This window comes from Microcoleus sp. B3-D2, from assembly GCF_036705345.1.
Classification (GTDB): domain Bacteria; phylum Cyanobacteriota; class Cyanobacteriia; order Cyanobacteriales; family Microcoleaceae; genus Microcoleus.
The window spans coordinates 1-24,565 of the sequence record NZ_JAUBUG010000013.1 but is presented as its reverse complement, the minus strand read 5'-3'; the positions used below and the strand labels follow the sequence as shown (position 1 = coordinate 24,565).

Below are 24,565 nucleotides of genomic sequence, written 5' to 3'. Positions count from 1 at the left end.
TGATTTGGGTTTTGAGCAACTTAAAATCGGCGACCCTCGGAAAACAATTCCTAATCTAAAATCTAAACTCTAAAATCTAAAATCGACTTGATTTTGCCATTCTAGCAGTAATGCTCGACATTGGAGGCAAGTTAATTTTTTGAGCAAGTCGCGAATTCCGTCTGGGGTGACAGGATATTCAGCACCGATAAGTTCGGGGTTTACTGTTGCTGTAGGGTGCAATTCTGCAACAAAACCGTAGAGTTTTTGATTGGAGAAGGAACTGTTTATTGCCCAGCCGACGGTGTTAATCGGTTCGATGCGGGCGATCGCACTTTCTATCACGCCTACTTCCCTCTTGAGTATAGCTGGAACTGCCGCTGCTGCCGTGGCTTGGGGTGGTACACGACCGCCGGGAAAATCCAGGGTTGCTTCTGCCACGCCGGGGCGATACATCGGTGTGGGAAATAGCAATTTTCCAGATTGAATTGTCAAGATTACAACTGAATCTGCTCTTTCTACTCGCCAATATTCTACTGTTTTTCCTTCGGTTGTTTCGAGATGTTCGGCGATTAGTTTTACCCAATGAGAGTTGATCTCTACAAAGCGATCTAGAGTTTTCCACTGGGATTTGGCAGTTGGGTTCATGTCGGAATTTTTTAAATAAATCAGATGTTGCTTGCTATGGTAGGCGATTTTTGCCTAGCTGAACAATAATGATCGACCTTTTCAGCTTTGAACCAGTTTTTTCCTCTCGATTGTAAATTTTTGCTACAACCCTACACATTCGCCTAGATAATTCGGTAACATACACTACAGAATCAAAGTTTATCTGCGCCTTCGCTCTGGGTTGTTTCAACCAGGCACTGGTGCAGGCTCTTAGCTCAAAAGGAGTAGTTATGCAACTGCAAACAGATATTCGTACTTGGCAATCCCAAGCAACGCCAGGAAGCTTCGCCAGTGTCCGCGACTGGGAAAAATTTGGCTGCGCCGTACCTGCACCAAAATTGGCTCCTTCTATGTGGGTTAAATTGTTCAATCCGCCAACAGCATTCAGCTTTGACGAAGCGTGGCTGTTGTGTGAATGTTCTGATGAAAAGTGGCTAGCTTGGATTCCTGATTATGGCGAAATTTTACTGAGTACACATGAATTTTGCGCTACTAAATCCTGAATTACGCAGACAAACTTTCATAAACCGGGTGTTAAAATCCATATCCCTCGGGTTCCACGGGATATTTTGGACAAAAGCTGGTTTCTGCGTAATTATGTCGTTTGCAGTGAGGAATGCAAGTCCTCAAAGTTTGATAAGGACTTGCATTCCTCTCTGCAAACCCCTTATATGATGTCGTTCCAGCGGACATCAGATAAGTCCTAATAGAGATTAATTGAAATTTCGCCAACAAAAAGAGCAATAGGTTTTCTATTGCTCTTTTTGTTCAAAAACACTCTCTAGTTTTTATCTGTAGATAGCGGAACTTATATCAAGTGGTCTCGATTGACCCCAATATCGCTGCGGTGACGGGTTTACTGTATTGATGCTCGCATGGAAGATATTGGTGAACCCGCCCTTACAGCAATTATGGTCAATTTAGCCGTCATGATATGGCTGGTTTATTTGCAAACTGCACGGTTATTTACGTTTCTAACAATCGTGCCTGCTCTGCCATTAATCCGAACCGGGTTCTTAGTGCTGGCTCGAATCAAGAGAGGCTGTTTGGCGAGACATTCTCTGATTGATGTTGCCCAGGCGGTGAGAGCTCCGGTGTATTCTGTACGACCCGCTGGGGCGCGAAACTGATCGGTAATTAGGAAATCCGAGGTGATGCTAGTGTCAGTACCAACATTGGTAATAATTGGAAAGTCAAAGGCTCTGGGCAAGGTTCTGTCCTGGATTCTGCCCGGTAGCAACTGGTATTTCATTGAGCCACCCTTGTAGTCAAAATCTACTTGAGGGCTTGTGGGAGGGCTTGTTTGAGCCAACCCAGGAACAGGCAGGCTGGCTACCAAAACGGTGCAAAAACTCCAAAATAATTTCGATTTCATCTGATTCATCTCCTCAACTTTATGACGATTAGCATTAATTAGGTAGCCTCTAAAAACAGTAGCTTTTATGAAAAAAGCGCCTCATGACATTGAGCTTTTGAGTTTGAGTTTAACCTACCTAATTTATTACCAAACATTCTCAAAAATGTTATAACGGGTTGGCCTGACAAACTGTATAAAAGTTTCAGTTGAGTTAGACATTTACACATCTGAAGTTGTTACAGCATTTGGGAGTCGGTTTTACCAGAATGATTCATTTTTGAGCGATGTCATTGGAACTTTATCAAATTTTGTCTCAGATATCAAGTTTTGCCGATCGCCTATCACGTTTTAACACTGGTTTGCGGCTCGATCGAGCTTTGACTGTTGCAAGGTATACCAAAGCGAGAAAGATGCTAGAGTGCACCAATGGGCGTTTGAGTATTTTCAGGCGACAATAGACAGAGAAGGGGCTTGAAAATAGGTGATTTTAGTGGAAGATAGTAAATTTATCGACGTATCGGACATTATGGGTGTTCCCGCAGCTCCGGCGGGTTACAAATCCGGCTTTGTGGGTATTGTCGGACGCCCGAATGTCGGCAAATCAACGCTGATGAATCAGTTGGTGGGGCAGAAAATTGCAATTACTTCGCCGGTATCTCAGACGACTCGCAACAGGCTGCGGGGCATCCTGACGACACCGGAAGCACAAATTATTTTTGTAGATACTCCCGGAATTCACAAGCCGCATCACCAATTGGGCAAGGTTTTGGTGCAGAATGCCCGCACAGCGATTCAGTCGGTGGATGTGGTGCTGTTTGTGGTGGATGGTTCGGTGGAATCGGGAGGGGGCGATCGATATATTGTCGAAATTCTCAGCAATACCAAAATTCCGGTGATTTTGGGGATGAATAAGTTGGACGAACAACCGGAGGATTCCGTGTTGATCGATCGCACTTACGAGCAAATTGTCAATCCTGAGTGGCCTGTAGTGAAGTTTTCGGCTCTCACGGGCGAGGGTGTCGAGCCGCTGCAAAAATTGTTAATCGAACATTTGGAGGTTGGGCCTTATTATTATCCGCCAGATTTGGTGACTGACCAGCCGGAACGCTTTATTATGGGCGAATTGATTCGGGAACAGATTTTGCTGCTGACGCGGGAAGAAGTGCCGCATTCCGTAGCAATTGCGATCGACATTGTTCAAGAAGAAGCAAAAATTACTCGCATTCTGGCGACAATTCACGTCGAACGGGATTCCCAAAAAGGCATTTTAATCGGTAAAAGCGGCAGTATGCTCAAGTCGATCGGCAGTGCGGCGCGAGAACAGATTCAAAAGTTAATTGAGGGCAAAGTATATTTGGAGTTATTTGTCAAAGTGCAGCCGAAGTGGCGGCAGTCTCGCACTCGTTTGGCGGAATTGGGCTATCGGGTAGAAGAGTGAAACTTTGGCAGTTGGCAGTTGGGGTTCTTCCGTTCTATGAATCAAGAATCGAGCACGACTTTCGCTCTGAGAGAGTTTCATCGGGGCCGGAGAGTCGATACAAACCCCCGCTTAACAACTAGAACGCCATTCCAACAACAGTACACTAAACTCAGAGCAGCCCCATTCGCCCCAGTTGACCTATGCCGCGTTGGTTCAATACTGCTGGCCCCTGCCAAGAAGACATTCATTACGCACTGTCGCCCACGGTACGCTTACCAAGCTTAGAACGGTTAATCGCTCAACGCAACTATTTCGTCATCCATGCACCCCGGCAAGTGGGGAAAACCACGGCTATGCTGGCGTTAGCCAAACAACTCACCGAAAGCGGACAATACACCGCCGTGATGCTGTCAGTTGAAGTCGGCGCACCCTTCAGTCAAGACATTGCTGGTGCAGAAGAGGCTATTTTGGGGGCTTGGCGAGATAACAGTTCCGTCCGTCTCCCACTCGAACTGCAACCGCCTGACTGGACAGCGATGCAATCGGGACAGAAAATTCGGGCTGCTTTACAAGCTTGGACACAAGTTTCATCTCGTCCTTTGGTCATTTTTATCGACGAAATTGACGCACTACAAGACCAAGCTTTGATTTCTATTCTGCGCCAATTACGCGATGGTTATCCCAATCGCCCGAAAGCGTTTCCGCAATCGGTGGGTTTAATTGGTTTGCGGGATGTTCGCGATTACAAAGTGGCTGCGGGGGGAAGCGATCGACTCAATACATCCAGTCCGTTTAATATTAAAGTGCGATCGATTACTCTCAGAGATTTTAATGCAGAAGAAGTCGCCGAACTCTACGCGCAACATACCGAAGATACCGGACAACTTTTTACACCTGAAGCCGTAGCCTTAGCTTTTGAACTGACTCAGGGACAACCTTGGTTAGTGAATGCTTTAGCTAAGGAAATTGTAGAAGAATTAGTTACCGATGAATCTATAGAAATTACACCACAACATATTTTAGAAGCCAAAGAAATTCTCATAAAACGACAAGATACGCATTTAGATAGTTTGGCAGAACGACTGCGAGAAAACCGAGTCAAAGCCATTATCGAGCCGATGCTAGCCGGACGAGAATTGCCAGAATCTTCTAATGACGATCGCCAATACCTCGTAGATTTGGGCTTGCTCAAACGAGATCCAGCCGGGGGTTTAGTCATCGCCAATCCGATTTATCGAGAAGTGTTGCCGCGAGTTTTGGCGCAAGGGCCGCAAGATAGTTTACCGATTATCCGTCCGAGTTGGTTGAACGATCGCGGCGAACTACTACCAGATGCACTCCTGCAAGCGTTTCTTGCGTTTTGGCTACAGCATGGCGAACCGTTACTCAAAAGTGCGTCTTATCCCGAAATTGCACCGCATTTAGTGTTGATGGCGTTTCTGCATCGGGTGATTAATGGTGGGGGAACGTTGGAACGGGAATATGCGATCGGACGCGACAGAATGGATTTATGTTTGCGTTATGGTGAGGTAACATTGGGAATTGAACTGAAGGTTTGGCGAACTCGGAAAGTCGATCCGTTGAGTAAAGGTTTGGAACAGTTAGATGGATATTTGGCTCGATTGGGACAAGATGAAGGGTGGTTGGTGATATTCGATCGTCGCGAGAATGCGATCGAATTAGAAGAACGACTGAATACTGAAATTCATCTGACACCAATGGGGCGAACCGTTACAGTTATTCGTGCGTGAATAAGTTGTGATGAATGTCTCGATTTTTCCGATGGCCGAGAGTGTGCGATCGACTCTAAATACTCTTTAATCTAAAATATAATAAAGATAGCTTTTTTCAGTGCGACGGCTTAAGTGATTGAGTCAAATCGTGCGGCGAACTCGATCGAAGAAAGGAGATTCCGATAGGGAGTAAGAACGGGTTGACATACATCCTTGAGCTGCGGTATTATTCGACTATATCCAGTATTGTACCGCAACTGCGATACAATTATAAGTTAGCCCGTCGCGCGCAGCTTTGCTTGTGGCAAAAAGCCGGTTTTCGTATCCTTATTGGTATGGAGTTGTGGAGAAGCAAATGCAACGAAATTCTGTTCCTGCCGCAATCAAACGCGCTGTCTTAGTGGAAGCTGGGCATCGTTGTGCTATCCCAACGTGCAGAGCAACTACTACAGAAATCGCACACATCGTTCCTTGGGCAGAGTCGCAGGACGATTCATTTGAGAATTTAATAGCGCTTTGCCCCAATTGCCACACGCGGTTCGATCAGAAGAAGGAAATTGATCGACTATCAATCAAGATGTACAAGCATAACTTGGGCGTTTTGAACAATCGCTATGGTGAGTTCGAGAGACGCCTCTTTGAGATACTTGCCAAGTCAGGAGAAAGGGTTTTTGTCTTGGGAGCAGCCGGCGACCTGCTTGTCGCAAATGCAGTGAAAGATGGTTTCTTCGAGGACAAACACGTTGAAGGAATAGGGCTGGAAGTGCGCGGTAGCAACGGGTTTTCTAAGAATTTCCCAATGACATTTACCTTCTGGGTTACGGATGCTGGGGTTGAGTTCATCAAACGCTATGCGGAAGGAGCCGATATTGCGTAGGAGAACGAATTAACAGTCAATAACAACGGGCTAACAAGGCGCTGCACCCGATCGCCTACAGCCTGCGCTCGTTCCTCGCTTCGGCTTCCGGCGGCGGGTGATCTTAGTCGTTATCTCGCAAACGCTGTCTGACTTTGGAGATGATTCGGAAGCTCGCTTGAGAGCTTTACCGAAAGAAAATTGGTAGAATAAATAGATACGCTTCATCGCGCACCATACAACAAGCTCGTAAATCCAATCTTTTCACCAAACCTCAAACTAGGAGATTCTCAAAAATTCCAACTATGAACTACCGAAACTACAGATGCCATGTGAGGGAAACTATATAAATGCCCAATAAATTAAGAAATACCCGATCTGGTACTGCTGGCGAAATGAATGTCATAGCAGTTTTGTCGCGATGCGAATTCAATATTGATAAACCTGTACAAATTGATGACGAGATTGATGTAAACTTCAGAGTAAAAATTGGAGAACATAATATTGCAATTCCTATACAAGTTAAATCGGTTCAATTTCCAGAAAAAACAAATAGAAAACATAATTTTATTCAGGGATTAAAGAAAAAATATTTAGAACGTCAACCATACTTATGTCTTGCCATTTACCGTCCTGAAACAAATGAAATATGGTTTATAAACGGCAGCCAAAAAATACAAGAAGTCTATCATTCACAAGAATCTTGGAACGCAAAGCATCGTCCATATAATAACTTGTCTTTGGATGCTGACATACGCATTGCTCTACCTTGCAAAGATATATTATTTAATCAAAAATGGAAAATTCCTGCTGATCCTTGCAATTATCTAAACAGTCGTTTTCAAGAATTAATATCTGAGATTGAAAAAAAAATTGTTCCCTCAGACGAAATCATTTCATCTATCACTACCATTGAAAGTAAATGTGCAGTAGTAGTAGAAGTATTGGACATTAGCGGTCAAGTCGTTAGGAAGAAATATCGACTTGAAGATACAATAGAGGAATTAATATCCTCAGCAATTTCTATATTAGAAGAGTTTATTATTCCTAATTTCTCACCTCTGATTCACCAAGAGCGCATCTCTATCATGCTGCTTCGCGAATTATTAGTAAATGCGATAGTACATCGCGCATACGATCGAGCTAATGATGTAGTTATTAAGGTTATGCCAACTTCGATTCAGGTAAAAAATCCTGGAAGGTTATTGCCTCCTCTAAGTCTTAGTAACAATCAAATTTCTGGAGGATACGTTGTAATAAGGAATGAAGAATTAGCATTGCAGCTTCGACAAAAAGGGCTTGTTGAGTTAGTTGGTAGTGGGTTGTTATGGGTAAAAAAAATGCTAAAGCATCAAAATCTTTCTCCAGCAATTTTTACGCAAGATGCAACATCATTCTCAGTGACAATAAGCTATGAGAATGTCTAGGTGACCTTGATGCCTAACAACGCCCATGCACACCGACTGTCGAAAGGTAATTTGTTATGATAGAAAGGTTGTTGGCGGCAGGTGATGGGCAACGTTATCTCGCAAACGCTGCCTGACCTTGGAGATGATTCGGAAGCTTGATCGAGAGCTTGACCTACAGAAAGTTGGTAGAATAAATAGACACGCTTCGATCGCGCACCATGCAACAAGCTAGTAGATCCAATCTTTTCGCCAAACCTCAAACGAGGAGATGCTCAAATGCCATTGGCTGAACTAATGTCACAGATCCAGGAACTTTCAAAAATTGACAAGCTTCGGCTGATGCAGTTTCTTGCAACAGAACTGGTCAAAGAAGAAGATGCAACAAACTTTTTTGTTGCCGATCGAGAGTATCCGGTCTGGTCGCCTTACAATTGCTCTGAGGCTGCCAATGTTTTAATGAATCTTCTGACGACAAAACAACAAGAACAGAAGTGTTGACGCTTAGAGATTTCCCTACAAAATCATTGACAGCAGTCTTGGCATGGTCGATCGAATGCCGTATCTGCCATTGACACTCAGCCTCAACGGTCAATCCTTGAACGCTTAGGGCTTATTAGATACAGGCGCAAGCGTTAATGTTTTGCCCTACGAGTTAGGGCTACAACTGGGCTTAGTCTGGGAAAATGAGACACTCTCAGTCGTATTGGCTGGGAATTTGGCTCGATTTGAAGCCCGCGCAGTCGTTGTTAATGCTCGAGTTAGTTCATTCCCAACGCTTAACCTGGCATTTGCCTGGACACAAGCAACCAATGTACCTTTGATTTTGGGGCAAGCTAATTTCTTCTTCGAGTTTGATGTCTGTTTCTTCCGGGCACGTTCAGAATTTGAAATCCGTCCTAAGCAGAGTGAATAGAAATGAAGACACTCCAACTATACCGTTATCTCGTAAACGCAACCTGACTTTGGAGATGGTTCGGAATCTCGATCGAGAGCTTGACCTACAGAAACTTGGTAGAATAAATAGACACGCTTCGATCGCACAACCATGCAACAAGCTAGTAGCTCCAAAAAAAAGATGTTTGTGTAAATCGTTAAAATAGTACCAAAAACAACCAAGGAGAAACCCATGTTAACCCTAGAAATGGCAATCCAAAAAATCCAACATTTTTCCCCCGAACAACGCAATAAAGTTATTGAATTTATCGAATTTCTAGAATTTCAAGCCAGCCAAACTAAAACGATAGAACCAAAAAAAGATGACTCCAATCAAGAACAATCCTTTTTTGAGCTAGCGGGAATCTGGGAAGAAAAAAATATCACTCTAGACGACATTCGCAAAGAGGCATGGGGCAAAGAAAATCAATGATTTTGTGTGACACCAATATTCTCATCGAATTCTATAAAAACAATACCGCCATCATTCAAGAACTACGACAAATCGGCATCCCGAACTTAACCATTAGCATTATCACCAGAGCAGAACTATACTATGGCGCACTCAACAAAAACGAACTAAACCGCATCCAAAAACACCTCGACTTACTTCAAAATATCCCATCGATCGACCCATCTCAGAGCAATTCATTCAACTCATGGCGCAATATTCCCTAAGCCATAAACTCACAATTCCCGATGCCATGATTGCCGCCACCGCCCTAACCCATAACATTAGCCTTTATACCCTAAACCTCAAAGATTTTCGCTTTATCCAAGGCTTAAAAATATATGAATCTTCCCTGTCCCCATGACCCAAACCGAAGCAGTGGGGTAACAGATTCAGCGCACCGAACAATTCAAAAAAGGCTTGCTGCAAAAAATGTTTGTGTAAATTAGGGAATAGGGAATAGAAATAAACTCCATTTCGAGAGAAATCGGAGGCAATGAGGTGGTTAGCCGAGCTCGGTAGGAGAGAGGAATTAAGCAAGTCCCGATTGATGAAGTCAAAAACGACCTGTCAGGTTATTTGCAAGTTGCCGAGAAGGAAAGGGCATCAGCATTGAGGCAATGAAGGCGAAATATAACAACCCCAATGCAGCGGACGGACGAGAGTCGCTGTGCTGAGTCCTGAGATAGCTACCGCCACTGATTTGGAGCGTTATCTCGCAAACGCTGTCTGACCTTGGAGATGATTCGGAAGCTCGATCGAGAATTAAGGATTCCGATGGATAAATGTCGCCCTACATTAAGCTGTTGGGCCTTTAAATTGTATGTCAAAAAAATTAAAGTCTTGTGGGGTGGGCGTCCCGCCCGCCCTGAATATACAATTTAAATGTCGCCCTACATTACCAACACTAATTGCTGCTTTATTCTACGATTTATCAACAGATAAAAAAATCAAAATCCCTTCAATCGGTGAAAAACGGGAACGGGAATTGCCGTCTCCTACAGCTAGGACTTGATATGACATCTACGAGCAAGCCAACTGGTTGAGCCAACAATCCCCGTACCCTGATAGTCGGGGAGTGTCAACAACAACTATCATGGCAACTCAACGGAACTCGGTTTAGCAATGTGAGGCAAGCCCCAGCCTAATTTTTCCCGCAAAATGTGGAAAAACTCAAAAGATTGCACCCGAATAAACCGGGCTGGGTACGGAGCTCGCTCGACTTGCACCCAATCTTCAGGCAGAACATAACATCCGCCGTTCCCGTCTACCACCATTACCAGGCGGTTCGGACTCGCCGGCAAAATCTTGATCGGCTCGGTGTTGGAAAACACCAAAGCCCGCGAAGCCATTGAATGCGGGCAAATAGGCAGCAACTGCAACACCGGCACTCCGGGAATGATGACAGGGCCACCCGCAGAAAGGGCGTAAGCTGTCGATCCTGTGGGAGTCGCGATGATGACTCCATCTGCGGCAATGTCAATAGAGGCGTGCTGACCGATCGCCACTTCAAAATGACACATACAAGTCAGCGGTTCCCGGTGCAGCACCATTTCATTGAGACAAAGGGCTTCCCAGAGGCAGTCGTTTTCTCGAAACAGCCGCACCGCCAGCATCGATCTTTCTTCTATTTCGTATTCTCCGGCGATTACCTTTTCCAAAGCTTGCGGCAGCAAGTTCAGGTAAGTTTCTGTTAAAAAGCCCATGTGACCGGTATTGACAGTCAGCAGCGGCACTCCAATCGGAGCGACTTGGCGAAATGCCGACAGCACCGTACCGTCGCCGCCCAAAACCACTGCAAACTCCATGTCGCTGTCAAAACCGGGGGGGACGAGTTGTTCGATCGGATTGTGGCACATCGGGCGATCGGGGCTAGAATAGCCCAGAATTCCTCCGGAACCAGAAACCGAGCAAACCTCCCAGCCGCGGGCAGTCAGCTTGTCTTCCAACTCTGCGGCGATGCGACAAGCCACAGGTTTAACATCGTTGTATATAATTCCTGCTTTCGGCACTTTAAAATGTAAAGGGCATTTTTTGTTTACTCCGTTTTTTAGTTTTAAGCTGCTCGTACTCTATTTCCTTGAGCTTCTTCATAATCAGATTAAAGTATTCTTCGAGATAAGACTCCAAAGTAGTAGTTTCTTTAGGGTCGATTCCGAAGACACTGTAAACGTCATCCATCGGAGCTTTCAAGGGTTTTCCGGCTGCCAAAACTTCTGAAAAAGCCAATCTGTCAGCTACGTTCCAACTCCACTGAAAGAACTTAGCAAATTGACGAGTAGCCTTCAACAAGGCGTCTGGGGTGCGCGTAATTTTGGCTTGCTTCCCTGACAGCCGTTCGCACAACCGCACGATTTCGTCAGCATCCCAAGCGCGATTCCCCACCACCGGAAAGCTTTTTTTCTCGGTTTCAGGAACTGAAAGGGCCCGGACGGCAAATTTAGCAACGTCCTGAGTGTTCATGTAGGCAAGGGCGGATGGCTTGTTGGGCAGCCAGACTGCCTGATTGTCCAAAATCGGCATTGCATACAGGCTCACCAGTCCTTGCAAAAAGCCGCAAGGTCTCAAGATTGTGTAGTCTAGACCGGATTCTGCTAAGAACAATTCGGTACAGCGCTTGATTTCCAACAAGGGGACTTGGGGATATTTCTCCGCATCGAGAAAGGAAAAGAATATGTAACGCTTGATGCCTGCTGCTGCTGCTGCTTGGATCAGCGATACTTTTCCGTCCCAGTCTACTCTTTTGATGCTGACAGAATCGGCTGCACTCGCTGTTGCTGCATCGATAATAGCACTGACTCCTTCTAGGGCCGGAGGCAGACTGTCTGGCTGGCAAAGGTTCCCCGGTACGAGTTCAGCGCCCCATTCTTTCAAAAATGCAGCTTTTCTGTAACTTCTGACTAAACAGCGCACCTGGTAGCCCTCGTCTAGGGCGCGGCGGGCTATTTGGCGGCCGAGAGTGCCGGTGGCACCTAAAATCAATAAAGTCATCTAGGGATTAATTATGAATCTTAAACTTTCAATAAGATGGTATCAGGTTTTTGTTAAGTTTGTTATAAAAACTTAACAAAAACCTGAAATTTTCTCATTTTAGGCTTGAGATATTCGGCAGAATGCTGGCTTTCGGCAGAAAGTAGACTCGAGAAGGCAGAAGGTAGAAGGCTTCTGAAGGATTGGTTGAAAAAAACTTATTCTTCGCGGCCTTGCAATTTGAGCAGGAGGAAGCCTCCACCTATACCCACGAAAATTAGGGAAAAGGACAAAAAGGCTGCAGTGAAAATTTCAGGATTCATGATTTTATATGTCCAATTGGGCGATCGCATGAAATAAAGATAATATAATTTGGGGCAACCAGGTACATGAATGCTAAAATTTCAGTGCCGAAATTGCTGTATTTTGTTGGAGAAAACTGCCTTGAGTCTCGATCGGGAATCACAACTAGCTGTAACTCTGGGAGATCCGGCGGGAATTGGCCCGGAAGTGATTCTCAAGGCATTGGCAGATCCCGCTGCTGGTTTGAGGGCAACGGTTATAGGCTCTAGGAGAGTTTTGCAGGAAACTTACGATAAGTTGCGATCGAGCAATCCAGCAGCAGAAGCGGCAAATCCCGAAAAATTAAACATTATTAATATCGAACCAGACAGCAAGTGGGGCGAAATTGTCCCCGGTGTCGGTAGTGCAGCTAGCGGGGCGGCTAGCTTTGCTTACATGGAAAGCGCGATCGCCCGTACCATTGCCGGCGAATTCTCCGCCATCGTGACAGGCCCGATTTCCAAAACTTGCTGGCAGGCGGCCGGTTACAATTATCCCGGACAAACAGAACTCCTCGCAGAAAGAGCAAAATCGCAGCGGTTCGGAATGCTGTTTGCCGCCACATCTCCCCACAGTGGCTGGACGCTCGTAACTTTACTGGCTACCACACATATTTCCCTGCGTCAAGTCCCCGATGCGTTGAGTCCCGAATTACTGAGTGAAAAACTAGAATTGCTGATAGACTGTTTGCGGGAAGATTTTGGGCTGGAAAGACCGAAAATTGCGATTTCTGGCTTAAATCCTCACAGCGGCGAAAATGGCAAACTGGGAAATGAAGAGCAAGACTGGATGATACCTTGGTTGGAAACGCAGCGCGATCGCTTTCCTCAAGTGCAGTTAGACGGGCCAGTCCCTCCCGATACCCTGTGGGTAAAACCGGCTAAAGTTTGGTACGGTTTAGCCAAGGAAGCTCACGACGGTTACTTGGCAATGTACCACGACCAGGGGTTGATTCCAGTAAAATTGATGGCTTTCGATAAAGCAGTCAACACTACAATTGGCTTGCCTTTTGTCCGCACCTCTCCGGATCACGGCACAGCTTTTGATATTGTAGGTCAGGGGATTGCAGATGCCTCCAGCATGAAGGCAGCATTGCAGTTGGCGGCCCAGTTGGCTAGTCGCAGAACAGCAGTTAAAATAGGGCGATAGCTTTAGTACGCCTGACGCTTGGAGAAATTGTGTCATTCCTATTGATTGTCGCTGGGGTGAGGCGGCAAGCAAGCTGGTAATTTACTTCGGTCGATAAAAATTACGTTTGGGTAGGGCAGTATGGCAGCATCTAATGATAATTCAGGCAAAATGTATCAGTCAGAAAAAGAGGTTTCTGATGCAACTCAGGCAAGTTCTAAAGCTGGAGAGCAACTTCAGGAATTGCTAACCATACTGACTGAATTTCAGTTATTGAAGAAATCCAAAAAAGAGCCAAGCGAGCTAAAATTACCGCTTGCGGAAAAATCTGTGCAGCGATTAGAGGATGAGGAAAATCGGCGCAAACAATTGTCTTTCCTGATAGAATCACCGAGTATTGTACCGGAAGTATTAACTAACGATGAAGAGATCCCATCTCAAAGACGAGAAAAAAGTAATCAGGAAGCCGATTTATCTATAGCCGCGAAGGGAGCAAAAAAAAATCCGCCGTCGGAGGAAGAATTAGAACAAGCAGTGGAGGAGTTTAAGCGGTTGCAGCAACTGCTGTTTGAAAGGGATTTACCGGAATTTTACAGTAATGTTTTGAGCGTGGAACAAAGGTTAGAAAATTGTGAGAAGTTGATGTCTGAACCCCAAGAGTTGATGACTTTACTGAAGCCGTTAATTCCCGAGTTAATGAGAGATGAATTAGAGGGGTTGAAGTCGGAATTAAAAAAGGCGGTCGAACTCGCTAGCAGCGATCAAATTAATAGGCTCGAATTGCAGACAAAAATAGCGGATTTGGAAAATAAAATTGCTAGCTTCAACCAGCAGCAACTGCCGAATTCAGAACAGTTAATGCAACGGCTGATGTTGGTGGTGGGCGAGCTGCTCAAGCGTAAGGTAGAGGAGTCTAAGTTAGAGGTAGCTTCGGCGATCGCACCAAAAGTCAATCAAGTAATTCACAATCAAAACGGACTTGAAGAACAGGTAGTAAGAATTGAAGATAGAGTTGCGAATATTCAGCAGCGTTACCAGCAGCAACCTGAAGATATAATCAAGCAGCTAGTACCAGTAGTTAGCGAATTGCTAAACCGCAAAATTAGTGAATTAAAATCAGAGATTGTAGAAGCTGTTACCCCCTCAGTACAGGTAAGAATAGCTTGGGTAGAAATAGAAGAAAAAGTATTGAGCATCATCGAACGCCGACTGGCTACACAACAGTCGCCTATTCAGAAGCCAGAAGAGATACTGGCGATGCTAATGCCCGCAATAGCTGATTTGCTGAATCAGAAAATCGATGAATCAAAATTACAAGTAGCAGCGACGATTGAACCTTTGATAGAATCAGCAATTCTTCAAAGAGAAGTTCAAGGAAAATTGAGCGACGTAGAAAGTAGACTAAATAATCTTCAGCGACAGCAAAAATCTCAGCCGGAAGATATAATGGCAAGGTTAATGCCGTTAATGATTGAGTCGCTGAACCGGAAAATCGAAGAGACAAAGTTAGAGGTGAGAGAGGCGATCGCACCTGGTGTCAACACAGCTCTTCAAAACAGCGGTATTGCAGCACAAATATTAAATAATGAAAGTAAGATTGTCGAAGTTCAGCAGCAAGTTTTAGCCGAGATAGAAGGCTTGATGGCAAGAATAATGCCAGTGATTGTAGAGATGCTGTCCCGAAACATCGGGGAAGCAAAGCTAGAGATAGAATCTGCGATCGGCCCCGCTGTCGATGCCATCATTCAGAATAAAAGGATCGATCAAAGACTCGGGAAGATCGAACAACAGATTGTGGCGATCGAACACCGGATTTATGAATCGACAGACTTGTTTACCGATTTACTGAAACCTTTGATTGACGAGCTGATGGTTAGCCATCACGCCCAACTGCAAAAGTCGGTCATCGAATCTATTTTACCATTGTTAGATGAAGTTGTAAGTTATAATTACAGACTCAACGATAAAGTAGGCGAACTCGATCGCAAAATTACTGATGCGGAATGGGGAGGCAATCGGGAAGAATTACTCGCCAGAATTAAAATCATGTTTCCCGAAATGATGATCCAAACGATTAATGAGTCGAGAAAATCATTTGCCGAAACCATAGCTCCGATAATTGATGAAGTAATTAATACCAAAACCCGAGAAAACAGGCAATCGATGGGAGTAGCCATATCGCCTGCTCTTCCTGTAGGAATCAGCCACAGAATCAGTGAATCGCCCGATGAAATTGCAATGGCGCTCGCGCCGGAAATGGCCGCCGCTATCAAACAGCAAATTCATCTCAAGCGAGAAGCAATGTCGGATGCACTTTATCCGATCATCGGCAGCACGATTTTAAAATACATCGCCGAGATGATGCGGGAGATTAATGAAAAACTCGAATCATCTTTAAGTCCAGAGAGAATTAGTCGCAAAATTAAATCCAAATTGCAGGGCATTTCTGAAGCAGAATTGCTGATGAAAGAAACAACACCACTGAGTGTTAAAGCTGTATTTTTAATTCAAACAGAATCGGGATTAGTAATTTCAGCAGTGCAGAAGTCTGAACGCGAACAGCTAGAATCAGACATGGTAGCGGGGATGCTGACTGCTATTCGGGCTTTTGTCAACGATTGCATATCTCAGTCGGGAAATATTGCAGAGATTGATGCTATAGAATACGGCCCATTTACGATCGTATTGGAAGTAGCGGGTTCGTGTTATCTGGCAGTAGTGATGCAAGGAGAAACCCGCCAGTGGTTTAAGTACAAAATGCGAGCGATATTCAACAATATTGTTCAAGAATACGGAGATCAAATTCGGTCATTTAACGGCGATCCAGCAACTGTACCACCAGAAGTAAACTCGAAATTGCAAAAATTAATCGATACAGAGGTAAAAGTTAAATCTTCTAAACTTCCCATTTTACCAATTATCGGTTTGGCAGCGTTAGGTTTAATTGGGGTACCTTGGGGAATTCATCAATACCGCAGCGCAGTTGAAGCGAGCTTAGAAGCAGATACGAATTTAGCATTACAATCTGCTCCCGAGTTATCGGTTTATCGTATCGCGGCAGATGTTAAAGATAAATTATTGCAGATTTCGGGACGAGTGCCGAATCAAAATCTGCGATTGAAAGCGGAAAAAATCGCTCAGCAAGTGGCTCCACAATCAAGAATTGAAAATAAAATTATAGCCGTTGAAGTACCTCCAGATCCGGTTTTAGTCGAAGCCGATGTCAAGCGGACGGCAGCTCTTTTGAATAAAGTAGAAAGCATTAATATCTCAGCTCGCTATGCAGAGGGAAAAGTCGCCGTTGCAGGCAGCGTAAGCAAAGTGCCAGATGCTCAGAAAATAACTCAAGCTTTTGAGAAAATTCCGGGGGTGAAGTCCGTAACAAATACAGTGATAATAGGAACTCCACCGCCGCCAAAGATAATAATGCCAGTTCGCGTGTATTTCGGTGCAGGTTCGGCAAGTTTGGAGGCGAAAGATGTAGCACAAAAGCTTAGTAAAGTCAAGGAATATATGGAGAAAAATAGCACGAAGAATTTAAGGATAGTTGGCTACAGCGATTTTAAAAGCACTCCGGTAGAAAATCAAAAGTTGGCACTGGAAAGGGCGACAAATGTGAAAGGTATTTTGGTTAGACAAGGGATAAATGGCAACAGAATACAAGTTGCTTCTACTAAGGGTCGTCCTGAAGGTGTGGAGGCAACTCAACCGCTGTGGTTGAGCAGATTGGTAGTATTTGAGGTGGTAAATTAAAATTGGGAATTGGGAATTGGGAATTGGGCATCGGGCATCGGGAATTGGGAATTGGGGATAGGGAATCGGGCATCGGGCATCGGGCATTGTTAATTGGGAATTTTCCCTAATGACTAATGACTTTTTTCTCTTAATTTATAGTAACTGGCAAGAAGGTTAGAACATTTTTTATCGCTGAAAATATTGCTCGGACTGCATTTCCTTTCTTCCTTCTTCCTTCTTCCTTCTTCCTTCTTCCTTCTTCCTTCTTCCTTCTTCCTTCTTCCTTCTTCCTTCTTCCTCTTAAATTAATCGAACTCGCCCAGAGGTAAAGGCTTGTATTCGATCGCCCGCCAAGCATACTAACAAGCGGCCGCATCCGTCAATGCCGGCGGCTTCTCCGCAGATAGTCTCCGACGCAAGTTCGATCGCCACCGGGCAGCCAATCAACGCATCGCGGCGGCGCAATTCGGGTAAAAGTAGCGCTAAACCGGACTTGGAGGCTGGCTTGTCTGTGGTGGAAAACATATCGGCTAGTTCGAGTAAATAGTGCCGCAGTCGATCGACCAAACACAGTTCATCTGGTACTGTACTAGCAATAGAATGCAAGCTTACCGCATTGCCGAGATCCCTTTCATCCAATCCCGCAGCCGCGAAATCTACGCAGCGGTTGAGTCCAATTCCCACAACGGCACGAGTTTTGCCAAAAACATTGCCGGAAGTAGCTTCGCAGAGAATTCCCGCTAATTTGTGGCGATCGATCCAGACATCGTTTGGCCATTTCAGGCGCAGCCTATCGCGACAGTCGGGAACCAAATCTTCGATCGCGTAAATCACGGCTAAACCCGCTGCTAAACTGAGCCCGGGCAACAGATTGGGGTTGAGGTTGTCGAGTACAAAACTAACAGTCAAGACACCAGTTGGGGCGTGCCAAGTGCGCCCGTGTTGACCGCGCCCGCTGGTTTGTCGCTTAGTAAATACTACATCTCCGTGGTGGAGTTGGGCCGCGCGGGCGTGAGCCCAACTGTTGGTACTCGGACAGGTATCTAACGAGTGTAGCCAGTGAGGGAGGTTTGCGCGATCAGGTTCTGGCAATGCGGGCACGGGAATTAAGGGCAATTCAGACAAGGTTTGATTTGTAGTATTGGATATCTAAAAGCTGATTATCGCAGGGCGATTAATCTTTTGTGCGAGTTTGGGCTATCGGCATTTTCGTCAGTGTTAATTCTTGCGGTTGCGATCGAAGTCTTCTATAGATATGTCTCAGCGGGGATTGACAGTGCAGGCGTGCGGCATTTCGCCTCGCGATCATCAAGAATTGCCAGCGACTCCACCACAGTCAAGTCTTCATCCACTAAAACTGGTATGCGGTGGAACGGGTTAATTGCCAGAAAATCTGGCTTAAATTGGTCGCCGTCGAGATTAAGTGCGATCGGCTCAAACGCAATCTGCTTTTCCAGAAGTGCCACCTCGCGCGACGGCGAGAATTTAGAGAAATTCGATTGTAGTACGACTTCAGCATCGGATTCAACTAACGCGACACTACCCATTTAGCAGCCAAATGTTTGATTTATAAGGGGTTTAGCAAAAATCAGCGCCTCTGTTTTCCCGCTTGGCAGCAACTTTAAAAAAAAGTTGTATTACCCCCTTGACAGTCTTGTAATACGCAATGTAGTATAAATGTATGGCGAAGGGAAAGAGCTTCAAAGCTTTGCCCCACGAGCAATATGAACCTTGACAACTGAATAGGAAGTTAATCATGTCACATAATTGTGGACATTGGCGGTGTAGACTCCGGCAACAAAAGCCCGATCGGGTTGTAGTACGCGGAATCAATCGCCACCCCGTCCCAACTTGAGTAATTCAAGGACAGAATATTGTTCATTTTCGCGGGGGTATAGCTCAACCGGTCAGAGCAGTCGCCTGTCGAGCGAAAGGTTGCGAGTTCAAGTCTCGTTACTCCCGTCAAAGCCCCGTAGGCAAAAGTCAAGCCGTCTCCCCCTCAAGGAGAAGATTGCGAGTGCAAACCTCGTCGGGACTCCCAGGTTAGGTGGCCGAGTGGTTGAAGGCGTCGGTCTGCAAAACCGATTTTCGCGGGTTCAAATCCCGCCCTAACCTCTGTTCCCAATCAGAAATTAAAAAATAGAAATTAAAAGATTAAACTAACAGTCTTTTAATTGAGTTTTTTAACTTTGAGAAGGAACGAAGCGAAAGTGACATTGCAGCGTAGCTTAATGGTAAAGCGCCAAGTTCATACCTTGGTCAATGCGGGTTCAATTCCGGCCGCTGCCACCACAAGCAGGGATGGTGTAACTGGCAACACTCTGGTCTCCAAAACCAGCATTCTGAGTTCAAATCTCAGTTCCTGTGCCAATTTATAGTGCTGTAGGCAAATGGTTTAAGCCGCTTGGTTTTCACCCAAGTGATTGCGGGTTCAACTCCCGTCAGCACTTCCAAAATTTCTGGGTCGGCCCTCCTATTGGCGTGGGTAGCTGTCTGTAAAACAGTAGCTTAAAGCGTTGCTGGTTCAATTCCAGCCCGACCCATTTGTAACTGCATTTAATATGCAGTTGCAATTTTGAGAACGTGGTGTAGCCGGATAACATCTCAGTTAATAAAACTGAAGATTGAGGGTTCAAATCCCTCCGTTCTCGCTCGCTGTGGAGAGGTGGCCGAGTGGCTTAAGGCGCTTTCCTGCTAAGAAAGAGCGGTTTAACAGCCGTCGAGGGTTCAAATCCCTCCTTCTCCGTTTTCCCCCGATAGCTCAGTTGGTAGAGCGCTTGTCTGAAGAACAAGAGGTCGTCAGTTCGATACTGACTTGGGGGATTGCGTTGCCTTATAGCTCAATGGTAGAGCAAGCGGTTGTTAACCGCTAGGTTGTAGGTTCGAGTCCTACTGGGGCAGCCATTTTACACAACGTTAAAAAGTTGGTAAAGCATGGTGCAGAGCTCATTTATAATAATAATTACTTGAGTTCTACACTTTTTATGAAATACACCAAAGAAATCTTGGAAGAAGCTGTTAAACATTCATTTTCTATCAGTGGGGTTTTAAGGCAACTTGGTATAGCAGGTGGTGGAAGTCATGGTCACATAACTAAGCGGATTAAAGAGTTGGGTATTGATACCTCTCACTTTAAACAATCCGAGCAAAGTTTGAAAGGGCTTAATCCCAAAAAGCCTTGCCAAGAAATTTTGGTTCTAAGTTCGCGCAATCAAAGAACACCAACATTCCAACTTAGAAGAGCATTAATGGAGATTGGGAGAGAGTATAAATGTGAAAACAATAAATGTTTGGTGCAAAGTGAATGGTTAGGAGAGAAGTTAGTTTTAGACATCGATCACATCAATGGGGATTGGCAAGATAATAGGCAAGAGAATCTGAGATTTATTTGCCCTAACTGTCACAGACAAACTGAAAATTATGGCAGTAAACGCCGAGAGCCGGAAGCAAATAATTACATAGCTCAGCCGAACAAAAGAGTTCCTCATATGAAAGCCAGAAAAGTTGAGCGTCCCTCTAAAGAGGAGCTAGAAAAAATGCTCTGGGAAAAACCAACCACTTGCTTAGCAAAAGAGTTTGGTGTCAGTGGTAAGGCCATAGAAAAATGGTGTAAGACTTATGGCATTCAGAAACCGCCAAGAGGATATTGGAACAGAAATAAAAAATATTAAATATCTAAATATTTAGTAAGTTGAGTAAATGTTATTGGGAAGTCGCCTAATCGGTATGGCACCGCTCTTTGAAAGCGGCAAAATGCAGGTTCGATCCCTGCCTTCCCAGTTCTGCTATTACCAAAGCAGATCAATTACACTCCTGTAGCCCAATTGGCAGAGGCCGCAATTTCAAAAATTGTGTTGTGTGAGTTCAAATCTCACTCCCGAGTACCAAATTTTTAACTAAGTTTCTACTTGCTCCTGTGGCGGAATTGGCAGACGCGGCAGACTTAAAATCTGTTTTATTTTGAGTGTGAGTTCGAGTCTCACTAGGAGCATGAACGGGATGTAATTCAGTGGCCAGAAGCCATGCTTTGGGAGCATGGAGTCGTTGGTTCAAATCCAACCATCCCGACTTTACCCCTGTGATGTAATTGGAAAACATCACTCGCTCAAAACGAGTGTTTTTTGCAGGTTCGAGGCCTGTCAGGGGTATGAGGTTTTATTCAATCTCAAATCTCAAATCTCAAATCTCAAATCGGTTTTGCCCCTGTAGCCCAATCGGTAGAGGCGCTAGATTTAGGATCTAGTTAGTGCTGGTTCGATGCCAGTCAGGGGTATTTGGTGACATCGCGGGTGAAGTAGCCTGGGTAGGCTTGGAGGTCTCATAAGCCTCTTAATAGCAGGTTCAACTCCTGCCCCCGCCACCAAAAATGCAGGTGTGATCTAATTAACAACATGAGGGTTTCATACAGCCTTTTTGCGAGTTCAAATCTCACCATCTGCTTGGCGTGCTGGTGTAGCTCAATTAGGCAGAGCAACTGATTTGTAATCAGTCGGTTGTAGGTTCAATTCCTATCACCAGCCCCACAATTGCGGATATGGTGTAACGGTAGCATTCGAGTCTTCCAAACTCTAGGCACGAGTTCGAGCCTCGTTATCCGCTTGGCGAAACAAGAAGTTTGTTAAATCTCACATTTTGCACCATTCTCAAGAACAGGCAAGATGCCTGTTCCACAAAGAGTAGATTTTCTTGTGGAACGGGCCCTAGAACCCGTTCAAAAGGCTTATTGATAAGGGTGCAACATCTCAGTTAAATCCAAAATCTCAAATTTTAAATCGGTTTGCGGATGTCATGTAGCGGCTAGCATCTGAGTATGCCATTCTCAGCGCATGGGTTCGAGTCCCATCATCCGCTTTTGTAGTCCTGAGCTTCGATGGTAGAGCGTTTGCCTTACAAGCAGACGCGGGGTAATCTCCTGTCAGGACTACTAATTTATGGGAGTGTAGCTCAATGGATAGAGCGCCGCGCTTCGGACGCGGATGTTGTGGGTTCAAGTCCTGCCACTCTCGTTGTTTTTGCTTTAATTTAAGGAGGTTGATTCCATTGAATGGATAATTTTTTATATTAAGAGCGATCGCCCTTTGCGTGTCCCAATCTTTGGAGCCTACATACTTTAGTACGAGAGGAAAGGTAACGCTGTCAAAATCAGCGGGCGTTTGAGAACGGGGAGTGCGATGAACCCGGCAGGTTGGCTTGAAGGTAGCCATCCTTTAAAGAGTGTGTAATAACTCATCGGCGGAGTCCCTCTAGTAACTGAGAAAACGCAATGCTCTGATAACTTGCACGTCAAAGTGCGTGAAGCGCAGCTATCCCGTAGGGAATCGCGCATTAACAAAAAACATGGGAGCGTAACTCAACTGGATAGAGTGTCGAGCTTCTACCTCGAATGTTGTGGGTTCGAGTCCTACCGCTCCTGCTGTCTGGGGTTCGTAGCTTAATTGGTAAAGCATCTAACTGGCTGTTAGAAAGATATCGGTTCAAATCCGATCGCAATCCACCAAATTTGGGTCTGTAGCTTAATTGGAAAAGCACCTAGTTCGCTGCTAGGAAAATGTCGGTTCGAGTCCGACCACGATCCACCAAAAACGGGGTCATAGCTCAATTGGTAGAGCGCTTGCCTTGCACGCAAGCGGTTAGGAGTTCAATTCTCCTTGATTCCATAAGGTGTCTGAAGTCGAAGCGGTCGAGACGCTAGCCTGTGAAGCTAGTTATTAGCGGGTTCAAGCCCCGTCGGACACCCCTTGGAAGATGCCGCTAAACGGTTGGCAACTGGTCTAGAAAACCAGGGTACAGGTAACTGTAAAAGTTCGATTCCTTCATCTTCCTTTTTCCACCCGAAGTCGAAAAGTGATATGCTAATTATATAGGTATCGCCAATCATACATAATTGTTAGGAAACAAATTAACCTGACTAATACAAACTTGGTGGCTATAGTTGATGATGAAGATTATGATTTCATACTTAGTTATAATAGTTGGAATCTATCCAAGGGATATCCCAGGGCAGCTAAGCAAATTAACAAAATTCGTAAAACCGTGAGAATGCACCAACTTATTATTGAACGAATGGGGATTGTTGTGAGTGACGGGATGGTTTGCGACCATATCAATAGAAATAAGTTGGATAACCGGAGGTGTAACTTAAGATTAGCTACTATTGGTCAAAATGCTGCCAATGCTGATAGACCTAAAAATTTATGTGGATACAAAGGAGTTTCTCGAAACTATGATAAATGGGTTGCACGTATTTCTATAAATGGTAAAGTCAAGCATTTGGGAAGATTTGATACTCCAAAACAAGCAGCGTTAAAGTACAACGAAGTTGCAATAGAACTGTTTGGACAATTTGCACAGCTTAATGAAATTAACGACCTGTAGCTCAAAAGCAGCGCTAGCTTTATAACTAAAGCCAAATTTTCACCAGAAGTCGAAAAGCGAGATGCGGTGCTGATAACGCGGCGATAGGAGGGGCAGTACCTCCTCGGTGGATTTCTGATAATTTTATATATAAATAATGGAGGATGATGGTTAATTTCTTTTCACAAGATTTGCTCTTATAGACTGAGAAAAATTGCGGGGAGGTCGCCTAATTGGAATGGCACCGTAAAAACTTTGGAAAAGCGGCTCCCAAAAGGACGATCGGGTTTGTTGAGTAGGGTAAAAAGTTGCTTCGCGACGTTCCCTGAAAACGCAAACTGGCAGCGGGTTGCGGAGGCACTGAAAGGAATTAACAGTCCGAGATGGGGGCAGTTCTCATCTGCTTGCGGGCAGTAAGGAAGCGCGTTTCCTGAAAGTTGCTGCCGATCGATGCGGGTTCGAGTCCCGTCCTCTCCATTTGTAGTCTTTTCCGTTTATCAAAAGAAAGGTTAAATATGAGAAAACTAAAATATTACGTTGCTTGCACCGTTGACGGGTTTATTGCTCGCGAAGATGGCTCATTTGATTGTTTTCCTATGTCAGGGGAGCATTTCGCTGATTTGTTCGATTCCTTTCCTGAAACTTTTCCGGCTCACTTTCAGCAAGCACGAGGCATTCGTGCAGAGAACAAGCAGTTTGATGCGGTTTTGATGGGACGGAAAACCTATGAGGGAGGGCTAAATGTTGGTGTAACTAATCCTTATCCCACCTTGAAGCAGTATGTTTTTTCGCGCACTATGGAAGCCAGTCCCGATGAGAATATTCAACTTGTTTCGGACAATCCTGTCGCATTGGTTCAGGAATTGAAAAAAGAAACGGGTAAAGACATCTGGCTCTGCGGTGGCGGCGCTTTAGCAGCAACTCTTTTTTCGGAGATTGACGAGATGATTGTGAAGTTGAATCCGGTAGTTATCGGAGCGGGAATTCCTCTTTTTTCCGATGCAATCGATCCGACAAATTTGGAACTTGCCGATCGCAAAATCTATAGCAACGGTTTCATGTTGCTTCATTATCGAGTAAACCATTAGCAATCGGGACTTTAGGCGTTGCAATTGCTGGGGGCAAAAAAGGACTGAAGTGTTTACTACACAATAGACCTCTTGCAAAAAAGATATATGTTATAATCAGAAGTTTTAAATTTAGCCCCCTAGAGCTAACTCATAATTGTA

General features: G+C 44.9%; 21 protein-coding genes, 25 tRNA genes and 1 pseudogene. 40 read left to right on the top strand and 7 right to left on the bottom strand.

The features are described from left to right. Positions 1–69 precede the first annotated feature (69 nt). Positions 70–627 (bottom strand): NUDIX hydrolase, encoded by a 558-nt coding sequence (locus tag QUB14_RS07445; protein WP_333215990.1) that lies wholly within the window; start codon positions 625–627, stop codon positions 70–72. Positions 628–878: 251 nt separating this feature from the next. Here QUB14_RS07445 and QUB14_RS07440 point away from each other — a divergent pair, with 251 nt between their 5' ends. Then, the gene (locus QUB14_RS07440) at positions 879–1,151 is read left to right on the top strand and encodes a hypothetical protein (protein WP_190656983.1); all 273 of its coding nucleotides are present in this window, start codon (positions 879–881) and stop codon (positions 1,149–1,151) included. 440 nt (positions 1,152–1,591) lie between these two features. Here the strand turns inward: QUB14_RS07440 and QUB14_RS07435 are convergent, their stop codons facing one another. Further along, a complete protein-coding gene (locus tag QUB14_RS07435; protein WP_333215988.1) occupies positions 1,592–2,023 on the bottom strand; it encodes a hypothetical protein in 432 nt (143 codons plus the stop codon). Positions 2,024–2,531: 508 nt separating this feature from the next. Here QUB14_RS07435 and era point away from each other — a divergent pair. The 9 genes and pseudogenes from era to QUB14_RS28715 all read left to right on the top strand — a co-directional run bounded on the left by era (position 2,532) and on the right by QUB14_RS28715 (position 9,171). Next, on the top strand, positions 2,532–3,443 hold the full coding sequence (era, locus tag QUB14_RS07430) for a GTPase Era (protein ID WP_333216100.1): 912 nt from the start codon (positions 2,532–2,534) through the stop codon (positions 3,441–3,443). Positions 3,444–3,625: 182 nt separating this feature from the next. Continuing rightward, a complete protein-coding gene (locus tag QUB14_RS07425) occupies positions 3,626–5,176 on the top strand; it encodes an ATP-binding protein (RefSeq protein ID WP_333215986.1) in 1,551 nt (516 codons plus the stop codon). 337 nt (positions 5,177–5,513) lie between these two features. Then, positions 5,514–6,035, top strand: a complete 522-nt coding sequence (locus QUB14_RS07420; protein WP_333059568.1) for an HNH endonuclease signature motif containing protein — start codon at positions 5,514–5,516, stop codon at positions 6,033–6,035. A gap of 329 nt (positions 6,036–6,364) precedes the next feature. Further along, the gene (locus QUB14_RS07415) at positions 6,365–7,441 is read left to right on the top strand and encodes an ATP-binding protein (RefSeq protein WP_333215984.1); all 1,077 of its coding nucleotides are present in this window, start codon (positions 6,365–6,367) and stop codon (positions 7,439–7,441) included. A gap of 258 nt (positions 7,442–7,699) precedes the next feature. After that, positions 7,700–7,921 (top strand): hypothetical protein, encoded by a 222-nt coding sequence (locus QUB14_RS07410; RefSeq protein WP_333215982.1) that lies wholly within the window; start codon positions 7,700–7,702, stop codon positions 7,919–7,921. 124 nt (positions 7,922–8,045) lie between these two features. Continuing rightward, positions 8,046–8,336: pseudogene (locus QUB14_RS28720) on the top strand (hypothetical protein); the annotation flags it as partial. 213 nt (positions 8,337–8,549) lie between these two features. Continuing rightward, positions 8,550–8,789: a DUF2281 domain-containing protein gene (locus QUB14_RS07405; protein ID WP_333215980.1), complete on the top strand. Its 240-nt coding sequence runs from the start codon at positions 8,550–8,552 to the stop codon at positions 8,787–8,789. Then, on the top strand, positions 8,786–9,034 hold the full coding sequence (locus QUB14_RS07400; RefSeq protein WP_333215978.1) for a PIN domain-containing protein: 249 nt from the start codon (positions 8,786–8,788) through the stop codon (positions 9,032–9,034). Before QUB14_RS07405 ends, QUB14_RS07400 begins: the two co-directional genes overlap by 4 nt. Next, positions 9,016–9,171 (top strand): hypothetical protein, encoded by a 156-nt coding sequence (locus QUB14_RS28715; protein ID WP_445251819.1) that lies wholly within the window; start codon positions 9,016–9,018, stop codon positions 9,169–9,171. Before QUB14_RS07400 ends, QUB14_RS28715 begins: the two co-directional genes overlap by 19 nt. Positions 9,172–9,901: 730 nt before the next feature. Here QUB14_RS28715 and QUB14_RS07395 read toward each other — a convergent pair. From QUB14_RS07395 to petM, 3 genes are all read right to left on the bottom strand, one after another. Then, a complete protein-coding gene (locus QUB14_RS07395; protein WP_333067431.1) occupies positions 9,902–10,819 on the bottom strand; it encodes an NAD(+) kinase in 918 nt (305 codons plus the stop codon). Position 10,820: 1 nt separating this feature from the next. Beyond that, positions 10,821–11,798: an NmrA family NAD(P)-binding protein gene (locus QUB14_RS07390; protein ID WP_333215976.1), complete on the bottom strand. Its 978-nt coding sequence runs from the start codon at positions 11,796–11,798 to the stop codon at positions 10,821–10,823. A 197-nt stretch (positions 11,799–11,995) separates the two neighbouring features. Beyond that, the gene (petM, locus tag QUB14_RS07385) at positions 11,996–12,100 is read right to left on the bottom strand and encodes a cytochrome b6-f complex subunit PetM (protein ID WP_071587849.1); all 105 of its coding nucleotides are present in this window, start codon (positions 12,098–12,100) and stop codon (positions 11,996–11,998) included. 70 nt (positions 12,101–12,170) lie between these two features. Here petM and pdxA point away from each other — a divergent pair, with 70 nt between their 5' ends. Both pdxA and QUB14_RS07375 read left to right on the top strand, forming a co-directional pair. Continuing rightward, complete coding sequence (gene pdxA / locus QUB14_RS07380; protein ID WP_333215974.1) at positions 12,171–13,268, top strand: 4-hydroxythreonine-4-phosphate dehydrogenase PdxA; 1,098 nt, start codon at positions 12,171–12,173, stop codon at positions 13,266–13,268. 120 nt (positions 13,269–13,388) lie between these two features. Beyond that, positions 13,389–17,000, top strand: coding sequence for an OmpA family protein (locus QUB14_RS07375; protein ID WP_333215972.1), 3,612 nt, complete (start codon positions 13,389–13,391; stop codon positions 16,998–17,000). Between the two features lie 282 nt (positions 17,001–17,282). Here QUB14_RS07375 and QUB14_RS07370 read toward each other — a convergent pair whose 3' ends face one another. After that, complete coding sequence (locus QUB14_RS07370) at positions 17,283–18,107, bottom strand: biotin--[acetyl-CoA-carboxylase] ligase (RefSeq protein WP_333215970.1); 825 nt, start codon at positions 18,105–18,107, stop codon at positions 17,283–17,285. Positions 18,108–18,229: 122 nt separating this feature from the next. Beyond that, positions 18,230–18,529, bottom strand: a complete 300-nt coding sequence (locus QUB14_RS07365; RefSeq protein WP_333215968.1) for a glutathione S-transferase family protein — start codon at positions 18,527–18,529, stop codon at positions 18,230–18,232. 341 nt (positions 18,530–18,870) lie between these two features. Between QUB14_RS07365 and QUB14_RS07360 the strand changes: the two genes are divergently transcribed. From QUB14_RS07360 to QUB14_RS07225, 28 genes are all read left to right on the top strand, one after another. Beyond that, positions 18,871–18,944 (top strand) — tRNA-Asp (locus QUB14_RS07360). 4 nt (positions 18,945–18,948) lie between these two features. Beyond that, positions 18,949–19,023: transfer RNA gene (locus QUB14_RS07355), tRNA-Glu, on the top strand. After that, positions 19,024–19,097: transfer RNA gene (locus tag QUB14_RS07350), tRNA-Cys, on the top strand. A gap of 102 nt (positions 19,098–19,199) precedes the next feature. Next, positions 19,200–19,274, top strand: a tRNA-Met gene (locus QUB14_RS07345). A 3-nt stretch (positions 19,275–19,277) separates the two neighbouring features. Then, positions 19,278–19,352: transfer RNA gene (locus QUB14_RS07340), tRNA-Trp, on the top strand. 6 nt (positions 19,353–19,358) lie between these two features. Beyond that, positions 19,359–19,435 (top strand) — tRNA-Glu (locus tag QUB14_RS07335). Positions 19,436–19,443: 8 nt separating this feature from the next. Then, positions 19,444–19,525, top strand: a tRNA-Tyr gene (locus tag QUB14_RS07330). Between the two features lie 34 nt (positions 19,526–19,559). Further along, positions 19,560–19,633, top strand: a tRNA-Tyr gene (locus QUB14_RS07325). An 8-nt stretch (positions 19,634–19,641) separates the two neighbouring features. Further along, positions 19,642–19,728 (top strand) — tRNA-Ser (locus QUB14_RS07320). A gap of 4 nt (positions 19,729–19,732) precedes the next feature. Then, a tRNA-Phe gene (locus QUB14_RS07315) sits at positions 19,733–19,805 on the top strand. 6 nt (positions 19,806–19,811) lie between these two features. Continuing rightward, positions 19,812–19,886: transfer RNA gene (locus QUB14_RS07310), tRNA-Asn, on the top strand. A gap of 80 nt (positions 19,887–19,966) precedes the next feature. After that, positions 19,967–20,653 carry a hypothetical protein gene (locus tag QUB14_RS07305; protein WP_333215966.1) on the top strand — a complete coding sequence of 229 codons (687 nt, stop codon included), beginning with the start codon at positions 19,967–19,969 and terminating at the stop codon, positions 20,651–20,653. Positions 20,654–20,688: 35 nt separating this feature from the next. After that, positions 20,689–20,762 (top strand) — tRNA-Gln (locus QUB14_RS07300). 130 nt (positions 20,763–20,892) lie between these two features. Further along, positions 20,893–20,973 (top strand) — tRNA-Leu (locus tag QUB14_RS07295). 4 nt (positions 20,974–20,977) lie between these two features. Beyond that, positions 20,978–21,050: transfer RNA gene (locus QUB14_RS07290), tRNA-Pro, on the top strand. 4 nt (positions 21,051–21,054) lie between these two features. Continuing rightward, positions 21,055–21,130: transfer RNA gene (locus QUB14_RS07285), tRNA-Leu, on the top strand. Between the two features lie 51 nt (positions 21,131–21,181). After that, positions 21,182–21,255: transfer RNA gene (locus tag QUB14_RS07280), tRNA-Leu, on the top strand. Between the two features lie 173 nt (positions 21,256–21,428). Beyond that, positions 21,429–21,505, top strand: a tRNA-Thr gene (locus QUB14_RS07275). Positions 21,506–21,510: 5 nt separating this feature from the next. Beyond that, a tRNA-Gly gene (locus QUB14_RS07270) sits at positions 21,511–21,581 on the top strand. A gap of 180 nt (positions 21,582–21,761) precedes the next feature. Beyond that, a tRNA-Gly gene (locus QUB14_RS07265) sits at positions 21,762–21,833 on the top strand. An 82-nt stretch (positions 21,834–21,915) separates the two neighbouring features. Continuing rightward, positions 21,916–21,988, top strand: a tRNA-Arg gene (locus tag QUB14_RS07260). A gap of 333 nt (positions 21,989–22,321) precedes the next feature. Then, positions 22,322–22,395: transfer RNA gene (locus QUB14_RS07255), tRNA-Arg, on the top strand. Between the two features lie 7 nt (positions 22,396–22,402). Beyond that, positions 22,403–22,479 (top strand) — tRNA-Ala (locus QUB14_RS07250). Positions 22,480–22,484: 5 nt separating this feature from the next. Continuing rightward, positions 22,485–22,561 (top strand) — tRNA-Ala (locus tag QUB14_RS07245). Between the two features lie 5 nt (positions 22,562–22,566). Next, positions 22,567–22,639 (top strand) — tRNA-Ala (locus QUB14_RS07240). A 4-nt stretch (positions 22,640–22,643) separates the two neighbouring features. Continuing rightward, a tRNA-His gene (locus tag QUB14_RS07235) sits at positions 22,644–22,718 on the top strand. Positions 22,719–22,904: 186 nt separating this feature from the next. Continuing rightward, the gene (locus QUB14_RS07230; RefSeq protein WP_333215964.1) at positions 22,905–23,357 is read left to right on the top strand and encodes an HNH endonuclease; all 453 of its coding nucleotides are present in this window, start codon (positions 22,905–22,907) and stop codon (positions 23,355–23,357) included. Between the two features lie 494 nt (positions 23,358–23,851). Continuing rightward, positions 23,852–24,424: a dihydrofolate reductase family protein gene (locus QUB14_RS07225; protein ID WP_333215962.1), complete on the top strand. Its 573-nt coding sequence runs from the start codon at positions 23,852–23,854 to the stop codon at positions 24,422–24,424. Positions 24,425–24,565 lie beyond the last annotated feature (141 nt).

What these genes read in the sequence shown, in the direction of transcription:
- QUB14_RS28715 (WP_445251819.1), top strand. Translation starts at nt 9,016, where the DNA reads ATGGCGCAATATTCCCTAAGCCATAAACTCACAATTCCCGATGCCATG.
- petM (WP_071587849.1), bottom strand. Translation starts at nt 12,100, where the DNA reads ATGAATCCTGAAATTTTCACTGCAGCCTTTTTGTCCTTTTCCCTAATT.
- QUB14_RS07400 (WP_333215978.1), top strand. Translation starts at nt 8,786, where the DNA reads ATGATTTTGTGTGACACCAATATTCTCATCGAATTCTATAAAAACAAT.
- QUB14_RS07305 (WP_333215966.1), top strand. Translation starts at nt 19,967, where the DNA reads ATGAAATACACCAAAGAAATCTTGGAAGAAGCTGTTAAACATTCATTT.
- QUB14_RS07440 (WP_190656983.1), top strand. Translation starts at nt 879, where the DNA reads ATGCAACTGCAAACAGATATTCGTACTTGGCAATCCCAAGCAACGCCA.
- QUB14_RS07425 (WP_333215986.1), top strand. Translation starts at nt 3,626, where the DNA reads ATGCCGCGTTGGTTCAATACTGCTGGCCCCTGCCAAGAAGACATTCAT.
- QUB14_RS07390 (WP_333215976.1), bottom strand. Translation starts at nt 11,798, where the DNA reads ATGACTTTATTGATTTTAGGTGCCACCGGCACTCTCGGCCGCCAAATA.
- QUB14_RS07405 (WP_333215980.1), top strand. Translation starts at nt 8,550, where the DNA reads ATGTTAACCCTAGAAATGGCAATCCAAAAAATCCAACATTTTTCCCCC.
- QUB14_RS07435 (WP_333215988.1), bottom strand. Translation starts at nt 2,023, where the DNA reads ATGAAATCGAAATTATTTTGGAGTTTTTGCACCGTTTTGGTAGCCAGC.
- pdxA (WP_333215974.1), top strand. Translation starts at nt 12,171, where the DNA reads ATGCTAAAATTTCAGTGCCGAAATTGCTGTATTTTGTTGGAGAAAACT.
- QUB14_RS07375 (WP_333215972.1), top strand. Translation starts at nt 13,389, where the DNA reads ATGGCAGCATCTAATGATAATTCAGGCAAAATGTATCAGTCAGAAAAA.
- QUB14_RS07445 (WP_333215990.1), bottom strand. Translation starts at nt 627, where the DNA reads ATGAACCCAACTGCCAAATCCCAGTGGAAAACTCTAGATCGCTTTGTA.
- era (WP_333216100.1), top strand. Translation starts at nt 2,532, where the DNA reads ATGGGTGTTCCCGCAGCTCCGGCGGGTTACAAATCCGGCTTTGTGGGT.
- QUB14_RS07225 (WP_333215962.1), top strand. Translation starts at nt 23,852, where the DNA reads ATGAGAAAACTAAAATATTACGTTGCTTGCACCGTTGACGGGTTTATT.
- QUB14_RS07365 (WP_333215968.1), bottom strand. Translation starts at nt 18,529, where the DNA reads ATGGGTAGTGTCGCGTTAGTTGAATCCGATGCTGAAGTCGTACTACAA.
- QUB14_RS07420 (WP_333059568.1), top strand. Translation starts at nt 5,514, where the DNA reads ATGCAACGAAATTCTGTTCCTGCCGCAATCAAACGCGCTGTCTTAGTG.
- QUB14_RS07415 (WP_333215984.1), top strand. Translation starts at nt 6,365, where the DNA reads ATGCCCAATAAATTAAGAAATACCCGATCTGGTACTGCTGGCGAAATG.
- QUB14_RS07410 (WP_333215982.1), top strand. Translation starts at nt 7,700, where the DNA reads ATGCCATTGGCTGAACTAATGTCACAGATCCAGGAACTTTCAAAAATT.